This window comes from Chryseobacterium soli (genome assembly GCF_000737705.1).
GTDB lineage: Bacteria > Bacteroidota > Bacteroidia > Flavobacteriales > Weeksellaceae > Chryseobacterium > Chryseobacterium soli.
In genome coordinates, this window is record NZ_JPRH01000010.1 from 122,404 (window position 1) to 138,712 (window position 16,309).

The following is a 16,309-nucleotide window of genomic DNA, read 5'->3' on the forward strand; positions in this document are numbered from 1 at the left end:
GCTTTGTAAACATATATTATACGCATACATTCATGTCATCAGCTTTTAAAACTGATTATCTTGATTTTTCTGGTATAACGAAGGCCTGTAATTCTGACATCTTACCTTCTTTACATTTCCAAACATCACAGTAATGAATGATAGTATGACAGGGACCATGAAATAATTCAGAGGCTGCTGCTTACTTCCAATATCATTGCGGTTTTTGCAGGTACTGTAAGTGTATTGTTAATTTCGAATGCCTTATCTGAAATAATATCTTTTACGTGAATTGAGTTAGGTATGATTTCATTGTATCTGTTAAGATCCAAAGAAACGTCCTCAGTATTTTTATTGAGAACAACCATCACTTTTTGTTGATCATTATACCGAAAATAAACATACACATCATTTTGCTGAGGAGCATAATGTAAAAACTTACCATTGCGTATTGCGGAGTTTGTTTTTCTCCAATTCAGTACTTTTGAAAAATAGTTTTTCGCTTTTTTTTCTTCATCGGTTAATCCTGATTCATTCACTGCATTTTTTGAATCACCTTTCCAGCCTCCGTAAAAATCACTTCTCCGCTGTCCGTCACTTCCTGCTTTATTATTGGTCATGAGAACCTCAGTGCCGTAAAAAAACTGAGGAATACCCCGCATCGTCATGTACATGGCTATCCCAAGTTTCCAATGGGCAAAATTTTTATCGATTCTTGAATAAAACCTGTCTAAATCATGATTGTCAGTGAATATCATCTGATCTGCAGGATGAGGGAAAAGGTAATCCTGCGCCACACTTTGATACACATCGCGCCAGGTTGAAAACCAGCTTTCGGTTCTGTTAAGCGCAGAAACAATATTATCATTAAGAGAAAAATCCATAAGCGTTGGGAGATAACATTCATAGCCGTCTGTATTTATTTTGTCCTTCTGCCAATACGAAGTCTGTGCAGCATTTCTGGACATTTCTTCTCCTGCAATATTCATTTTTGGATATTCTTCCAGAATTGTTTTTGTCCATTTTGCAAGAAAATCTTTATCGGTGTAAGAGAATGTGTCTTCCCTAAGTCCTGATAAACCTGCATATTCTATCCACCAAAGCGTATTTTGAATGAGATACTTTGAGACCAGAGGATTACGCTGGTTAAGATCTGCCATGTGACCGTCAAACCAACCGTCTGTGTATTCCTTTTTGTCAATTTCTGTAGCATATATATCAGTTATGGTGGATTTGAGGTGATTTGTTCTCATTTTTGTATCAGTACAATTCAACCAGTTTTTTTCAGGTGCATCTTTAACAAAATAATATTCTGCACCACAATGATTCAATACTGCATCCCAGATTATTCCGATATTTCTTTTCTTGGCTTCCTGAGCTAATTTTTTAAAATCCGCATTCGTTCCAAACCGCGGATCTATTGTATAGAAATCCGTAGCTGCGTAACCATGATAGGAATAATTGGGTTCATTATTTTCGGTTAATGGGGTGTTCCATATCTGTGTAAATCCAAGAGACTTGATGTAATCCAGATGGTTTATAATTCCCTGGATGTCGCCGCCGTGTCTTTTGTTTTCATCTGTTCTGTCGATTACTTTCTCATTGAGGAAACTAAAGCGGTCATTTTTAGGATCGCCATTGGCAAAACGATCAGGTACGATTAAATATATGGCATCTTTCTGGGTGAAACTTTCCCTGTCGGCACTCCCAGCTTCTCTTTCAAGTAGTGGGAAGTTTTTGGTAATTATCTTTTTGTTATTTTTCAGAAAATCAATGGTTACCGTTCCAGGTTTTGCTGAGGATGTGATCTTCAACGTCAAAAAAAGATAATTTTTATTCTCAACTGTTTCAGTTGTTAAAACCTCAACACCAGAATAAGAAATCGAAGGTTGTAAATCTGAAAGGTCTTTGCCATAAATCAGTAAAGTAATGGTGTTGTATTTCATGCCAATCCACCAGTTTTCCGGTTCAATCCTTTCTATTTTTTGTGAAAAAACAGAAATTGAAAATAAGGATATAGTGATGATTTGAAATAGTTTTTTCATAAACTTCAATTTTTATTAATGAATATCTTTATAAGCTGACCGAACATCCGAATAGTCTTTAATGGCTTTCCAGTATTCATTTGGTGAAGCGGGTTTTGGTACCCATGTGGGGTCTGGAATTGTTTTTAAGGCTTCTGACCAATTCTGCCTGATGAGGGGATAGAATTCTTCATCAATAGTACAATTAGAAAGCTGATTGAGCGGTTTCAGGAAAATGTAGCCATCCATAAAATCTGCTAATCGAAAATCTTTGTATCCCATAGAAAATGAACTGTTGTCTCGGAGATTTCCTAATGGTGTCTTTATTAAGTCAAAACCTGCTGGGTTATTATTGAGCTGACTCATTATTTTTTCTATGCTGCCATTTCCCGGACTTACCAAATAGGGAAGATGGTTGGGATAATTGTATAATGGGCGATGCAAAATAATGGTAAAAACCTCGTCTGGGAATTCTTTATATACAAGATTCCCGAAATAGCCTTCTTCAAACCGGACAAAATTACGGGATGTGTAATCATAGATGGAATGTCTGTATTTTGTAAATGCATGATTTAAGCCTGTAAGAATCAGTATTTTTTCATTTTTTGAAAGGATTTCTTTTTTTACAAGGGATGCTCTAAATATTTCCGTATTGCCTTTATGAAAAACTTTCTGCATGTTTTCCGGTGTTTTCTGTCCCGAGAATGAAGACCAGTCATATTGATAGCTTAGATTGATGACTCTGAATCTTTTGGCGTTTTTGGATAATGTTTTATTCAGGTTCTAGGCTGCTTTATAGAGATCCATATACTCCTTGTATGCCCATCCGGAATGGTAGTCGAACATTATTTTTCTGATTCGGGTTTCATCATATTGCGGTGCCCGGATAAGAGAATCTATTTCTGCCTGGTGCTCAGAAGCTCCGAATTCTACGCCCAGATTATAAATTCCGTTTTGGTACAGTTCGGGAATTATTTGGTTTACAAATTCTACATTTTCGCGTATTCTGTGATCTTCCCCAAGAAAGATAATATTGTGATTCTTGAATTTAGATAAAACATAATCTTTCGGACTTTGATGATGTTGTTTGAGATAACTGACTGACGCCTGAATTTCATTTACCTGTTGTGCATTTGAAAAGTGAAATACAAAAAAGGTGATCATAAAGGGTATTAATTTCATGGCAGATGGATTGGTATTAAGGATGGAAACGCCAACAAAAATATCACGTAAAGTCTTTCTATAAAAGAGTTTGGGACAGACAACTATTTAAACGGTACAGAAAACAAGGAGCTGAAAATGGAATACAGGATGATTGATATAAATAATTTAAATTTGAGAAAAATCTTGAAGATGAATGCGACTTCTTTATTCTGGAACAGAAATTTATTGCTCAAACACATCGCATATTGGATTGCGTTTGTGCTGTTTTGGGGATTTGTCTGGGGGTTGTCTGATTACGATTTCGGAAGAAATATTTTAATCCAGATCAGCTGTCTCCCATCAAGAATGCTATTGGTTTATATCAGTTTATATTTCCTGATTCCAAAGTATTTTATGAAGAAAAGATATTTTGAATTTTTTGTAACCTATATGATGCTTGTCTTATTGATCAGTATTGTCATTCAGCGCCCGGTGATGCTATTCTATGTGCAGCCCACTTACATGCCTACCTGGAATACCAGTAATTTTTTTAGCTCAGCAGAGATTATCAACACAGCACTGGATATCAATATTGCAGCTGTTATCCCATTGGCGTATCAGTTATTACAGACTTTAGAGACGCTGAGGGAAAATAATCACGAACTGGAAGTGGAGAATGGTAAGATTAAAGAAAATAAGGAGATATCTACCATCGATTTAAAAATAGATAAGTCCGTACATAAAGTTTTGGTTAAAGACATTATTTATATTGAAAGCCAAAGAAATCACGTGAAAATAAAACTGGTTAATACAGAATTGGTAGTACGTCACAATATTTCGGCGCTGCAGGAGTTACTTCCTGGAGATACATTTATAAGAGTTCACCGTTCTTACCTTGTCAACAGTACCAAAATTTCCTCATTTTCTCCCGCTAAAATTGAAGTGGAATCAGAAACTATTCCCGTCGGACGATTGTATAAGGAACAAGTGAAAAAAATATTGGGTTATGGCGTATGATATAAATTAATGTTTAAGAAATAAAATCTTGCCTGCTGAGATATTGTTATCTGATAGTAAATAATAGGAGAGAATGCGACAGATGGAGTTGAAGGGTAAATTGTAAAGACAGTTAATCGATCTGTTACCTTAAAATATATGTAATCTGTATCTGTTACCTTGTTACATCAATCCATAATTTTGTAATTAAATACTTAAATTATGAAAATACAAAATAGCACACGTAACGATATAGAGGAAATCTTTAGGCTGTATAAAATCGCTACTGATTTTCAAAAAACAAAATTTATTGTTCATTGGCCAGAATTTGAAAGGAGCCTTGTTGAAACGGAAATAGCAGAAAACCGACAGTGGAAAATTGTTATCAACGGCCAAATTGCCTGTGTCTGGGCAATTACATTTAGCGACCCCCAAATTTGGGAAGAACGAAATAACGATCCGGCAATTTACATTCACCGGATTGCAACAAACCCTGATTTCAGAGGGCAGAATCTTGTTCAAAAAATTGTGGAGTGGTCTAAACAGTACGCATTGGCGAACCATAAAAAGTTCATCCGTCTTGATACTGTTGGCGATAATCCGGGACTGATCTCTTATTATACAAAATGTGGTTTTGATTTTTTGGGATTATCAAAACTGAAAAATACAGAAGGACTTCCTGCGCATTATGATAATGCAACAGTAAGTTTGTTTCAGTTGGGTGTGTGATATTCTAAGTTAAAAATAACGAATGCTTGCAGTGTCAAATAATTGCAATGCTAAAACATTCGGGGGGTAACAAAATAAGCGGCCACAAGTGCTATTACTCCGATTAGAAGCAGTTTAAGATACATTTTTCGATCGAGTGATGTTTTGCTGATAAAATAACAGATCAGCATCCAGATCATCCACACGCTAATACAGGCAAAAAGTGCCAGACCATAAACAAGGCCGGACAAATCGTAGGCTCCGCCACCAGTCTGTCCGCCGGATTGCCCATCATGTAGTACCAAAGTCAAGATGCCAAAAGGAACAATGAGAAAAGCTAATCTTAACATTAATTTTTTAGTGGTTTTACTCATACATAGGTATTATTGATTAAAGATCTGGTGAATATTTTGTAGACTACAATTTATAAAAAAACTTTACACCAAACTTGATTTTAGCAATCGATTGAAAATCAATGAAGTTGCATATTGACTATTCACACATAGCTTTTGGTTTTTCTTATTCCTGGGATAATGAACACGGGCTAGGAAGATGTAATGCAAAGGCAGAACTAAAATCAGTCATCAGCTAACTTTTAATCATTCATTTAAACCTGATTTTGATTATATTCTTCATTGTCTTTACATTAATTTACCATAAATTTGAGAAGATAACTCCTTTAACAAATCCAGCGTATAGGAATTACGGAAACTTAAATTTATATTTTTATAATGAAGAATAACAATACAATAGATCCTATCGAAGCACGCAAACAGCGGATAGCCAGACAAAAGGGGAGCAAGGGTGCATTGTTAGGGATTTTGATTGGTCACGCTATGATCTTTTTGGGTGGCGTATTGATACTCCGTTCCGTATTTGGATTTTTAGAACTGAATATCACAGAATCTGGTGAGCCTCCCTTAGCCATCTTTGGTATGGCTGCTGGACTACCATTTATAATCTTAGGTTTGTTTATACATATTGGTGCCAGCCGCAGATTTACCGGTAAACTATTTTCATTTCCAGGTATTGGACCTGGACCTGTTCTTTTCACGGGGTTTGCTATTGGTGCATGGTGGGGCGCATTATCGTTGCCAGTACAAGGGGCACTATGGCTTATTCCATCGATTTTAACTCTTATTGCCGGATTACTCTGGTTAAGTGGTATATTATTAAGAATCCGCCGTTATGCAAAGTATAATATGCTCACCAGAATGATAAAAGATGGAAAAATAACTGCTGCACTTATTACAGATATACCGGAAATTGATCCTACTTCAGGCGGCCTCATCGGAACCGTTACTGTAAAATTTACCGACATGGCTGGAGTAGATCGCTGGGTACAAAAAACCGGACAGTGGAAACGTGTCGATCTGCCAAAGACAGGAGATGCCGCAACGGTACTTTACGACCCACAACATCCGGAAAACATTTCTACCATCTGGGTGGGGCCTCCGGGCTCTACCACAATAACAGATTTTACTCTTTGGCATTCATAAAATCAGGATGCTCATAACTGCTGCTCCATATAGTTTGAATGTATTAATTTTGTCAAATGAAAGAAAAGGTGATAAGAGTCTTGTCTGAGTTTAATAATGAATTAAAACTTCAGGGGTTTAAAGCATTTCAAATAGAAGATGACAGTAATTCTACACGAACTTATAGCAGAAAAGATTTTTACAAAATCTGTCTAACAACGGGCAAAAGTAAGATCCATTATGCAGATAAGACATTTGAGCAGGAGGGCACAATCCTTTTCTTCGGAAATCCGCATATTCCTTATTCTTGGGAAACCATTTCAACAACATATATTGGTTACACGATACTTTTCTCAGCAGAATTTTTTAAAAATTCTGAGCGTTCCGAAAGTCTTCAGCATTCCTCTTTTTTTAAAATAGGAGGAACACCGGTTTTAAATATCAATGCGGACCAAAGAAATTTTCTCAATACCTTATTTCAGAAGATGATTTCTGAACAGGAAAGTGATTACACATATAAAGATGAGTTGATTAGAAATTATATCAGTCTCATTATCCACGAATCTTTGAAAATGGAACCATCTGAAAATTATGATCAGAATAAAGATGCTGCTTCCAGGCTATCTTCCGTTTTTCTGGAGTTATTGGAAAGACAATTCCCAATTGAGACAACTTCAAATCCACTTCATTTAAGGACGGCGCAACAGTATGCACAGCATTTGAATGTACATACAAACTATCTCAACCGAATGGTGAAAGAAGTCACAGGAAAATCCACCACCACACATATTACTGAACGAGTCATTACAGAAGCAAAAGCTCTTTTGCAGCATACAGACTGGAGTATCTCGGAAATTGCTTATGCTTTAGGATTTGAATATCCTAGCTACTTTAATAATTTCTTTAAAAAAAACACTGGAACCAACCCCAAATCTTTCAGGCCGACAGAGGTTTGAATTTCTTAATTTTCGGTTTGATAATCTTAGTCTTTTCGTCCTAGAAGACTATAAATTTGTACTCGTAAGATTAACAAATTAAATGAATGTCAGATCAACGCAATAACTCAATTTTCAAAGCTTCCCCAAAAGATATTTTTGAGCAGATGCAGAATGGTGAGACAATCATGCCCAATGATCCTCAGTTTGGAAGACTGCAACAGGAAACATACAAGACTATGGGATTATTAACCCAATTGAATAATTCTTCCGATCCTGTAGAAATTAAAGACTTCCTAAATAAGATTTTAGATAAAGAGCTTGAAGCAGTTACTGTGTTTCCTCCAATCTATATAAACTATGGAAAAGGGGTTGTAGTCGGTAAGAACGTATTTATCAATTTCGACTGTACCTTTTTATCGCTGGGAGGAATTACTATTGATGATGATGTATTAATTGGTCCCAAAGTCAGTCTGATCACAGAAAATCATCCACTCGATCCAAAATACCGAAAAGGTCTTGTCGGTAAGTCTATTCACATCAAGAGAAATGCCTGGATTGGTGCCAATGCTACAATTCTGCCAGGCGTTGTCATTGGAGAAAATGCTGTAGTTGCGGCTGGAGCAGTAGTTTCAAAAAACGTTCCTGACAATTCAATTGTGGGCGGTATTCCGGCAAAGATTATTAAGACTATTTAGGGTTAGAATAGGATTTACGCCATATTTTATGATAAGCTGTGGTCTGCACGGTTTATCAGTAAGATTTTAGACAGCATATATGACAGATACGCTGTTAGAACACTGAGTACACACACGATAAGAAAAGAATAGTCATAAAAAATCTTTATAATAATGAAAAACATAAAACTATTTTCAATCATAGGAATGCTTATGCTTACACAGCAGGTATTCAGCCAGAAAAATGTAAAATCAGTAACCATGAACAAAACAGAAGAACATTATACTTTCCAGCTCAGTGATAAAGTCAGCCGTCAAAAAGTAAGCTTCAAAAACCGTTATGGAATTATCCTTTCAGGAGATTTATACCTCCCTAAAAATGCAGGAAGCAAAAAAATGTCTGCTTTGGCCATCAGCGGGCCTTTCGGAGCCGTAAAAGAACAGTCATCAGGTCTGTACGCCAATGAAATGGCACAAAGAGGATTTGCAGTCATTGCATTTGATCCCTCTTATACAGGAGAAAGCAGTGGTGAAACCCGCAGTCTTGCTTCACCTGAAATTAATACTGAAGATTTTAGCGCAGCAGTTGATTTTCTGGGCATTCAAAAGAATATTGATAGAAATAAAATTGGGATCATTGGTATATGCGGTTTTGGTGGCTTTGCCTTGAATGCAGCTGCTGTAGATAAACGGGTAAAAGCTGTAGCTGTTTCTACAATGTATGATATGACACGTGTTATGTCCAAAGGGTATAATGATGCTGTAACGCTTGATCAGCGTACTAAAATATTAGAACAGCTGGGAGAACAGCGCTGGAAAGATGCCGAATCAGGAAGCTTTGCTCCAGGGCCTGTGCTTAATGCTGAGAAGCTAAAAGGAGATGAGCCTCAGTTTGTAAAAGAGTATCATGATTATTACAAAACCGAAAGAGGTTTTCATGAGCGTTCACTGAACTCAACCGGTGCATGGAACGCAACAACTCCTATATCATTTATGAATATGCCTATTATGACCTATATAAAAGAGATTTCACCGAGACCAATCTTAATTATTGCAGGTGAGAAGGCTCACTCCCGCTATTTTAGTGAGGATGCTTTTAAGGCTGCTGCTCAGCCTAAAGAACTCGTAATTGTACCCGGTGCTGTTCATACAGATTTGTACGACAAACTAGATAAAATCCCTTTCGATACATTGGAAAACTTCTTTAAAACTAATTTAAAGTAGAAGAATATGGAAAACTATAAGCAGCATACAAGAAGAAATTTATTCAGTAGAAAGTATTGGCCGGTGTTGGTTTAATGCTTGTCAATCCGTCTGACGTTTTAGGACAAAGTAAATATTTTGTATAGGGTGCCACCTTACCAAAAAGGATTTTGTTTTAAAATGAGGTCTTAGTATATTGCGAACAAATAGATACTTGTAAATGTCCAATTTTGAAGTTTTTTACGATTACATTCAAAAATTGTCAGGAGAAATACTTTCTGAGGATGATAAATTGGTGATTGAGACTTATATGAAACCTAGAAAATTCAGGAGAAAACAATATTTTCTCCAGGAAGGTGATGTGTGTAAATATACCGGATTTATTGTGAAAGGATCTGCCAAAACATTTTCTGTGGATGATGAAGGAAATGAAAATATCCTGAAATTAAGTATAGAGAATTGGTGGCTAGCTGATTTTGAAAGTTTTTATCAATTAACGCCAAGTCAATATAACATAGAAGCAATGGAAGATCTTGAAGTTTTACAAGTGACAAATGCTCAGGTTGAAGAGTTTTTTAAACCTATCGCAGCTTTTTCATCAATGATGGAGGTTATTAAGCAGAATAATGCGATTGCAAATCAAAAACGTGTTCAAGCCGCCATCAGCTACACAGCTGAAGAACGTTATGCAGATTTTGTGAGGAATTATCCTCATTTTCTAATGCGTTTTCCACAAAACGTGATTGCTTCTTATTTAGGTTTGTCTCCTGAAACCCTAAGCAGGCTGAGAAAAAAAAATAATTCAAAATAAAATCTAGCTTTAGTCTATTCTCTACTTTTACTTTAATAATTACCATATCATACTTTTCCTGAAAATAATTCTCATCCCATTCAAAGCCTTGGGTTGACTTTTGTCAAGAGTATTTAATGATTCAGGTCAAGATTGCATTTCTCCCGAGAAAATATCTTTGTACAACAATTCAGAGCAGAATATCTGGAATTTTAAAATGTAAAATTATGAGTAAATTAAAAAACAAAGTTGCGGTTATCACCGGTGGTAACAGCGGTATAGGTCTTGGTATTGCAGAAGCATTAAAAAATGAAGGAGCGGTAGGTGCAATCGTTGGGAGAAATCAGGAAACTTTAGATAGTGCTATAGCGCTTCTTGGAGATAGTTTTATTGCAATTAATGCTGATGTGACCAACATGGACGACCTGGAAAGAATCTTTAAAACAACATCTGAAAAATTTGGCAAAATTGATACCCTTGTCGCCAATGCGGGGGCAGGAACCATGGGAACTGTGGCAAATACTACTGAAGCAGATTATGATAAATTAATGAATTTAAATCTAAAGGCTGTTTATTTCACGGTTCAAAAATCTTTGCCCTATATGAATGATGGTAGTTCCGTTATTCTTATCGGATCAAATGCAGCCCATCGTGCTTATGCTTCCTTCACCCTTTACGGTGCTGCAAAATCTGCTGTAATTTATCTGGCAAAAGGATTTTCCAGTGATCTTTTAGACAGAAAGATCAGAGCTAATGTCATCATACCCGGTACAACGGATACTCCGGCATTTGATAAGTTTATTCCTGCTGAGCAAATAGATGCAGTAAAGCAGCAGTTTGCAGAAGTCGTACCGGCTGGCAGGATTGGAAAGCCATCCGATATAGGGAAAATTGCCGTATTTCTGGCTTCCGAAGATTCTTCATTTATGCTTGGTGCTGAACTGCTTGTAGATGGAGGTATGACTTATTTGGCGAAGTAATTTATGCTCAATGATCTCACCATATCAAAACATGCCAGATAACGATAAAGTTATTTGGCATGTTTTATTTAAATTAATTGTCGTAAAAAATCAATATATCAATAAAGGTATACACCTGAAAAATCGAAAGAACAATAAGATTGGAAAAATGTATTGATCAACTTCAATTGTGTGTTTTTGGATCTTGAGGGAGTTGTCATTAAAGATCTTGGTTTGATATCACAATGATCAGCTTGCTTTCCGAAGGACATCCAGTTGAACAAGATCAGAGGTTCCCTTGTCAAAAAAGCAGATAAAATTCTGCATTTAATAAGAACAGATGTATAAGTTAGGGTCATCATTTTTTAGTTGTATTGGATAGTTTAAGTAAATTGCAATAAATTATTAAACCGATGTCTGATTTTTCAGTGTTTTTCGATTACATAGAAAAAACATCCGGCAAACTGCTTTCAGAAGACGATAAGCGTTTGTTGATGGCTCATTTCAAACCCAGAAAACTTCGAAAAAGGCAATATTTTTTACAGGAAGGAGACGTATGCAAATACATTGGGTTTATTGTGAAAGGATCTGCCAGAACCTTTGCGGTAGATGCTAAAGGAAGTGAGCATATATTGAAGCTGTCTGTGGAAAATTGGTGGCTAGCTGATTTTGAAAGCTTTTACCTCTTGACTCCAAGCCATTTTAATATTGAAGCACTTGAGCAACTTGATATACTACAGACAACTAATGCCGAAATTGAGCAGTTTCTAAAGCATATTCCTGCCTTTTCAACAATGGCGAGTGTAATCAACCAAAATTACACTATTGCAGCTCAAAAAAAAATGCTGGCCTCAAATAGCTATACGGCTGAAGAACGTTACGAGGAACTGATCAGAAGTTATCCTCATTTCCTACAACGGTTTCCGCAAAATATGATCGCTTCATACCTGGGTTTATCGCCAGAAACTTTGAGCAGGATAAAGAAAAACTTTTTAAAATAAATTCTAAATAATATAACTTCTTTTCATGTTAAACATGTAATTTATGATATTACATGGGTGTTTAGATTACACCTATTGGTTGTTCAATTTACTTTCGCACGATCTTAATTTACAATATTACAATTAGTTATCAGGTTAATTTGATTTAAGTCATTATCCAGACTTGACCCAAGTCAAGCTTACTTAATGATGTATGTCAACCAACATTTCATCACAGGATTGCATCTTTGTAAAGTCTTCAGAACAAGAATCTGAAGAATATTAACAAACAAAAAAGTAATGAATAAATTAACAAACAAAGTCGCAATAGTAACTGGTGCGGCAAAAGGAATAGGAGCTTCAATCGCAAAACACTTTGCCCATGAAGGTGCAAAAGTGGTTGTAAATTATGCCTCAAGCAAGGAAGCAGCGGATAGTGTAGTAAAGGAGATAACAGATCATGGCGGAATAGCCATTGCGGTACAGGCCGATGTATCTAATGAAGCCGATGTGAACAGGTTGTTTGAAGAAACTAAAAAAACTTTCGGAACCTTAGATATTTTGGTAAACAACGCGGTTTTTCAACAGTTTTTGCCCATAGAACAAGTGTCGGCAGAAGCTTTTCATAAGCATTTTAACGTCAATGTTTTGGGTTCTGTATTGACTATCCAAGCATCTTTAAAACTGTTTGGAGATAAAGGTGGCAATATCATTAATATCAGTTCAGGTGCAAGCAAATCGCCGATGGCGGGAGTATCGTTATATTCCTCAACAAAAGCAGCATTGGATGCGATAACGATCTCTTTGTCGAAAGAACTGGGGGTAAAAAATGTTCGGATTAATTCTATTTTGCCAGGCGCTACAGAAACAGAAGGTGCCGTGAGTGCTGGTGTTACCAAAGGCAGTGATTATGAAAAAATGTTTGTTGCCAATACACCACTTGGCCGTAGAGGTCAGCCGGAAGATATTGCGAAAGCTGCCGTATTTCTTGCTTCCGATGATGCAGCCTGGATTACAGGAGAGCAAATTAGCGTCTCCGGTGGTATGTTTGGTTTTTAAAATAGATTGAAAGAACTAAAGATATTGGTATATTATACCATAGCATATTTAATTTGTATCAGTCCTCGGTTAATCCAATCTCGAATTCCTTCGGATGAGGTTTACGGGAGGTCATAATTACTTCCTGATCCATGGAATACCGTGGTCGGCGATAAAAAGAAAAGCAGCATTTAGCTGCTTTTCTTCTTTTAAAGACAGGTGTTGAAATCAGAAAAATATTCATAAAAAGTGTTTGTTTATGAATACGTTTGTTGCCATAAGGCATAGTACATAAAAATTCACTGTATCCATCCCACTTTTTTTCTCCATAGGAGATAGTCCGGATTCTCATTCTCGATCTTCTCAATATCTTCAATGGGAGGGATGCGGTCGATTTCTTCAGGAGATAAAATGGGTAAATTATTTTTAATTCTTAACTCATTAATTTGATCCTTGCTGATCACAGGATAAATGGTACCGTCTGAGTTGAGCTGTGTTCCAAATTTCTGTGGTTTCCCTTGGAAAAATTGTATCCTGTCAAAGAGATAGGCCATGCTCTTTAAATCATTGTCATTGCTGTTTTGAAGCATCAGCTGGTAGGCCTCTTTCATCAATTGAGGTTCTGAAATGGCGTGCTGAACGATCAGCCAGGCAGCTTTATTGGCCTCCTTCCCAACTTTTGAGATGGTCGGGAAACCGATCAACCGGATGATCTCTCTCAACTTTTGTGCATTATCCCGATGAACACTTTCCATCTCGGGATGATATCCTCCTGCAAGTTTATTCTCTTTCAATAATCTATCTCTTACTGACAAATCATATTCAGATAATTCTAATAATTGCCTGGAAAAGTTATTTTTCATTAAATGAAATTTTGGTTAGAATAAATTTAACTTGTTTATCAAATATAAGAATTTGCAATTTACATTGATGCGAATAGGATATTGACTATTATTCTATTAAAAAAGAAAAATATTGAGTTTATGATTGACCAATATCAATAAAAATAAGGGAATTTAAGGGACAATCGGCATAACGGCACAACTTTTATTCTATCAATAATATATTAGAAATAAAAAATTACTTTTAGCTAAACAGTTTAAATATATGGATAGAAATATTACAATTTTATTACCGGTCCTTTGCGGCCTCTTGTTTCCTTGTAAAGGGTTAGCTCAAAAAGCACCAAAGGACAGCTATTCTTTATTTAATCCGGTACCACGTTCGCAAATGAGGGAAATGGAAACTGATCGTCCTGATGTTACCGAATCTCCTTACACCGTAGATGCCGGACATTTCCAGTTGGAAACAGATCTGGTCAGAACAATAAAGGAAATAGGCGAATCGTCCGAGACCCATACCGTACTCATCAATCAGATGAACCTAAAGATTGGGATTGCCAATTCTACTGCAATACAGATCGGATTCCAGACGTATGGCAGGCAGAGTGAAAAGGAATATGATTCAGGTTCTAAAACAATTTCGGATGGTCATGGAGATCTTACCTTCAGGATCAAACAAAACCTGATAGGAAATGATGATGGGAGCTTCGCATTGGCATTGCTGCCGTATATCAAGTTTCCGACCTCCAAATATGAGGACAGCAGATTCGAGGGCGGATTAATTGTCCCTATGCAATACAAGCTTCCGGGTGAGTGGAATCTTGGATTACAAGTTGAATTGGACAGGCTTAAAGATCAGGATGAGCAGGCTATGCATACTGAATTCTTACAGACCCTCACAATCAGTCATTCCATTATAAAAGGTATAGAGGGGATTGCGGAAACTTATTATACTTACGATTTCAAGGCTCATCAGTTTTCTAATTATCTTAATGCAGCCATCCAGGTGGATGTGGCGAGAGATTTTAAGCTGGATGCAGGTTTAAACTTTGGTATACAGCATACAGCAGCAAAGCATTATTTTATTGGTGCATCTTACCGCCTTTAAAAGAAGGTATGGAACGCTGCTAGATTTCAGAGCGATCGGTGAAAATATTAGGATTATTCCGGCTGAATAATGACAAACCGTACCAATGGAAATTCATTTTTTATATGGCCACGAATGCGTTGTATGGCTTCAGTGATCTCTTCCGTATCCAAATGATCTTCAAAATCTATGATCAGCATCAAGACAACTTCTTCTGGTGATTGGTAGGTGGATAGTATACTTTTTGTTCTCACTACTGTAGCATCTTTTTCGGCCAGCTTTGCGATTTTTTTCCTTGTTTCAGGGGCTATACCTTCTCCCATCAATAAACTCCTGCTTTCCCTGGCCAGGATAAAAGAGACAAACACAAGTATCAATCCTACGATTATCGAAGCAAGACCGTCTAATTCCGGAATTTGACGCGAGTGACTGATTCCCATCAATATCATGACAACGGTCAGACCGGCCACTGCAGCTCCATCTTCAAAAACAACCAGAAAGCTTGCGGGATCTTTGCTTTTAATGATCGCATCCCACCATTTCAAGCCGTTACGGGTCTTATTGAACTCTCTTATTGCGATAAAAAAAGAGGTTCCCTCGAAAATAAGGGAGAGTACCAGCACAATATAGTTCCAGAAAGGATCTTTCATCAATTCAGGTTCCCGAATGTGTAAAATTCCCTGGTAAATAGATAGGCCACCACCCAGACCAAATATCAGAATAGAAACAACAAAAGACCAGAAATAGAGTTCCTTGCCATATCCAAAAGGATGAGATTCATCTGCAGGCTTCTTACTTCTTTTCAGTCCATATAAAAGTAACAGCTGGTTGGTGGTGTCAACGGTTGAATGGATACCCTCAGAGATCATGGATGAACTGTTTGTAAATGCCCCGGCAATAAACTTTGTTAGTGCAATTAACAGATTAGCGGCAAGTGCGCTATAAATTGATTTACGATTATTGGTCATTTATGATTGGTATGAAAATGAAAGGCGTGAGATTATTTTTATGCGTTAGGCATATAAATATCTTTAGCCAAACTAATGTGATTAAATCATCTAATAAAAATATTGCTTTTAATCGAAAAATGTCAACACTATCAGAAAAACTTTTTGTCTTTGTTTATAATATAATCAAAAAAATAATTTGTTGTTTTTGCCTGTATCTCCTAATATATACAATGAAAAGTATAGCAATGAATAAAAAATACGAAGAAAGTAATGACTGGTAAAATTAACATGTAGAATTAAATATAAAAACGAGACTCACGAGTCTCGTTTTTATATTTTCGGAGGTTGAACAGGGGTGTTATAGTGTTAAATCCCAATGTAAAGGGAAGTTTGTAGCCTCGCCAAGAATCGAACTTGGATCTAAAGTTTAGGAAACTTCTATTCTATCCATTGAACTACGAGGCCGTTTCAATTCTAAAAATACAAATAATTTATCATAAAAAGGGTTTGGGGTATCCGT

The 16,309-nt window shown here is 36.5% G+C and carries 17 protein-coding genes and 1 tRNA gene; 11 read left to right on the forward strand and 7 right to left on the reverse strand.

Going from position 1 to position 16,309, the window contains the following annotated elements; genetic code table 11:
- Window positions 1-167: 167 nt before the first annotated feature.
- From IW15_RS18950 to IW15_RS22185, 3 genes are all read right to left on the reverse strand, one after another.
- Complete coding sequence (locus IW15_RS18950) at window positions 168-2,024, reverse strand: glycoside hydrolase family 13 protein (protein ID WP_034714584.1); 1,857 nt, start codon at window positions 2,022-2,024, stop codon at window positions 168-170.
- A gap of 15 nt (window positions 2,025-2,039) precedes the next feature.
- Window positions 2,040-2,681: a hypothetical protein gene (locus IW15_RS22180; RefSeq protein WP_051882218.1), complete on the reverse strand. Its 642-nt coding sequence runs from the start codon at window positions 2,679-2,681 to the stop codon at window positions 2,040-2,042.
- 105 nt (window positions 2,682-2,786) lie between these two features.
- Window positions 2,787-3,185 carry a ChaN family lipoprotein gene (locus IW15_RS22185; protein ID WP_051882220.1) on the reverse strand — a complete coding sequence of 133 codons (399 nt, stop codon included), beginning with the start codon at window positions 3,183-3,185 and terminating at the stop codon, window positions 2,787-2,789.
- Between the two features lie 171 nt (window positions 3,186-3,356).
- Between IW15_RS22185 and IW15_RS22190 the strand changes: the two genes are divergently transcribed.
- On the forward strand, window positions 3,357-4,163 hold the full coding sequence (locus IW15_RS22190; protein ID WP_165585226.1) for a LytR/AlgR family response regulator transcription factor: 807 nt from the start codon (window positions 3,357-3,359) through the stop codon (window positions 4,161-4,163).
- A 201-nt stretch (window positions 4,164-4,364) separates the two neighbouring features.
- Entirely contained in the window at window positions 4,365-4,871 is a 507-nt protein-coding gene (locus tag IW15_RS18965; RefSeq protein WP_034714587.1) for a GNAT family N-acetyltransferase, read from the forward strand.
- 50 nt (window positions 4,872-4,921) lie between these two features.
- On the opposite strand, the gene IW15_RS18970 is transcribed toward IW15_RS18965, so the two are convergent.
- A complete protein-coding gene (locus tag IW15_RS18970; protein ID WP_034714588.1) occupies window positions 4,922-5,224 on the reverse strand; it encodes a hypothetical protein in 303 nt (100 codons plus the stop codon).
- Between the two features lie 357 nt (window positions 5,225-5,581).
- Here IW15_RS18970 and IW15_RS18975 point away from each other — a divergent pair, with 357 nt between their 5' ends.
- The 8 genes from IW15_RS18975 to IW15_RS19010 all read left to right on the forward strand — a co-directional run bounded on the left by IW15_RS18975 (window position 5,582) and on the right by IW15_RS19010 (window position 12,931).
- The gene (locus IW15_RS18975; RefSeq protein ID WP_034714590.1) at window positions 5,582-6,349 is read left to right on the forward strand and encodes a hypothetical protein; all 768 of its coding nucleotides are present in this window, start codon (window positions 5,582-5,584) and stop codon (window positions 6,347-6,349) included.
- Between the two features lie 56 nt (window positions 6,350-6,405).
- A complete protein-coding gene (locus IW15_RS18980) occupies window positions 6,406-7,284 on the forward strand; it encodes an AraC family transcriptional regulator (protein ID WP_034714592.1) in 879 nt (292 codons plus the stop codon).
- Between the two features lie 86 nt (window positions 7,285-7,370).
- Window positions 7,371-7,961, forward strand: a complete 591-nt coding sequence (locus IW15_RS18985) for a DapH/DapD/GlmU-related protein (protein WP_051882225.1) — start codon at window positions 7,371-7,373, stop codon at window positions 7,959-7,961.
- Window positions 7,962-8,201: 240 nt separating this feature from the next.
- Complete coding sequence (locus IW15_RS18990; protein WP_394331251.1) at window positions 8,202-9,164, forward strand: alpha/beta hydrolase; 963 nt, start codon at window positions 8,202-8,204, stop codon at window positions 9,162-9,164.
- Window positions 9,165-9,363: 199 nt separating this feature from the next.
- Window positions 9,364-9,954 carry a Crp/Fnr family transcriptional regulator gene (locus tag IW15_RS18995; protein ID WP_034714596.1) on the forward strand — a complete coding sequence of 197 codons (591 nt, stop codon included), beginning with the start codon at window positions 9,364-9,366 and terminating at the stop codon, window positions 9,952-9,954.
- Window positions 9,955-10,160: 206 nt separating this feature from the next.
- Entirely contained in the window at window positions 10,161-10,913 is a 753-nt protein-coding gene (locus IW15_RS19000; RefSeq protein ID WP_034714774.1) for an SDR family NAD(P)-dependent oxidoreductase, read from the forward strand.
- Between the two features lie 392 nt (window positions 10,914-11,305).
- Window positions 11,306-11,893: a Crp/Fnr family transcriptional regulator gene (locus IW15_RS19005; protein WP_034714598.1), complete on the forward strand. Its 588-nt coding sequence runs from the start codon at window positions 11,306-11,308 to the stop codon at window positions 11,891-11,893.
- Between the two features lie 279 nt (window positions 11,894-12,172).
- Complete coding sequence (locus tag IW15_RS19010; protein WP_034714600.1) at window positions 12,173-12,931, forward strand: SDR family NAD(P)-dependent oxidoreductase; 759 nt, start codon at window positions 12,173-12,175, stop codon at window positions 12,929-12,931.
- A 278-nt stretch (window positions 12,932-13,209) separates the two neighbouring features.
- Here the strand turns inward: IW15_RS19010 and IW15_RS19020 are convergent, their stop codons facing one another.
- Window positions 13,210-13,773, reverse strand: a complete 564-nt coding sequence (locus IW15_RS19020; RefSeq protein WP_034714604.1) for a DUF6624 domain-containing protein — start codon at window positions 13,771-13,773, stop codon at window positions 13,210-13,212.
- Window positions 13,774-14,017: 244 nt separating this feature from the next.
- Between IW15_RS19020 and IW15_RS19025 the strand changes: the two genes are divergently transcribed.
- On the forward strand, window positions 14,018-14,860 hold the full coding sequence (locus tag IW15_RS19025) for a transporter (protein WP_034714605.1): 843 nt from the start codon (window positions 14,018-14,020) through the stop codon (window positions 14,858-14,860).
- Window positions 14,861-14,913: 53 nt separating this feature from the next.
- Here the strand turns inward: IW15_RS19025 and IW15_RS19030 are convergent, their stop codons facing one another.
- Together IW15_RS19030 and IW15_RS19040 are read right to left on the reverse strand one after the other, a co-directional pair.
- Entirely contained in the window at window positions 14,914-15,807 is an 894-nt protein-coding gene (locus IW15_RS19030; RefSeq protein WP_034714607.1) for a cation diffusion facilitator family transporter, read from the reverse strand.
- Between the two features lie 375 nt (window positions 15,808-16,182).
- Window positions 16,183-16,254 (reverse strand) — tRNA-Arg (locus IW15_RS19040).
- Window positions 16,255-16,309: the final 55 nt, after the last annotated feature.

Excerpts from the sequence above, each read along its gene's own strand:
- IW15_RS18950 (WP_034714584.1), bottom strand. The coding sequence starts at position 2,024 with ATGAAAAAACTATTTCAAATCATCACTATATCCTTATTTTCAATTTCT.
- IW15_RS22180 (WP_051882218.1), bottom strand. The coding sequence starts at position 2,681 with ATGCAGAAAGTTTTTCATAAAGGCAATACGGAAATATTTAGAGCATCC.
- IW15_RS22185 (WP_051882220.1), bottom strand. The coding sequence starts at position 3,185 with ATGAAATTAATACCCTTTATGATCACCTTTTTTGTATTTCACTTTTCA.
- IW15_RS22190 (WP_165585226.1), top strand. The coding sequence starts at position 3,357 with ATGAATGCGACTTCTTTATTCTGGAACAGAAATTTATTGCTCAAACAC.
- IW15_RS18965 (WP_034714587.1), top strand. The coding sequence starts at position 4,365 with ATGAAAATACAAAATAGCACACGTAACGATATAGAGGAAATCTTTAGG.
- IW15_RS18970 (WP_034714588.1), bottom strand. The coding sequence starts at position 5,224 with ATGAGTAAAACCACTAAAAAATTAATGTTAAGATTAGCTTTTCTCATT.
- IW15_RS18975 (WP_034714590.1), top strand. The coding sequence starts at position 5,582 with ATGAAGAATAACAATACAATAGATCCTATCGAAGCACGCAAACAGCGG.
- IW15_RS18980 (WP_034714592.1), top strand. The coding sequence starts at position 6,406 with ATGAAAGAAAAGGTGATAAGAGTCTTGTCTGAGTTTAATAATGAATTA.
- IW15_RS18985 (WP_051882225.1), top strand. The coding sequence starts at position 7,371 with ATGTCAGATCAACGCAATAACTCAATTTTCAAAGCTTCCCCAAAAGAT.
- IW15_RS18990 (WP_394331251.1), top strand. The coding sequence starts at position 8,202 with ATGAACAAAACAGAAGAACATTATACTTTCCAGCTCAGTGATAAAGTC.
- IW15_RS18995 (WP_034714596.1), top strand. The coding sequence starts at position 9,364 with ATGTCCAATTTTGAAGTTTTTTACGATTACATTCAAAAATTGTCAGGA.
- IW15_RS19000 (WP_034714774.1), top strand. The coding sequence starts at position 10,161 with ATGAGTAAATTAAAAAACAAAGTTGCGGTTATCACCGGTGGTAACAGC.
- IW15_RS19005 (WP_034714598.1), top strand. The coding sequence starts at position 11,306 with ATGTCTGATTTTTCAGTGTTTTTCGATTACATAGAAAAAACATCCGGC.
- IW15_RS19010 (WP_034714600.1), top strand. The coding sequence starts at position 12,173 with ATGAATAAATTAACAAACAAAGTCGCAATAGTAACTGGTGCGGCAAAA.
- IW15_RS19020 (WP_034714604.1), bottom strand. The coding sequence starts at position 13,773 with ATGAAAAATAACTTTTCCAGGCAATTATTAGAATTATCTGAATATGAT.
- IW15_RS19025 (WP_034714605.1), top strand. The coding sequence starts at position 14,018 with ATGGATAGAAATATTACAATTTTATTACCGGTCCTTTGCGGCCTCTTG.
- IW15_RS19030 (WP_034714607.1), bottom strand. The coding sequence starts at position 15,807 with ATGACCAATAATCGTAAATCAATTTATAGCGCACTTGCCGCTAATCTG.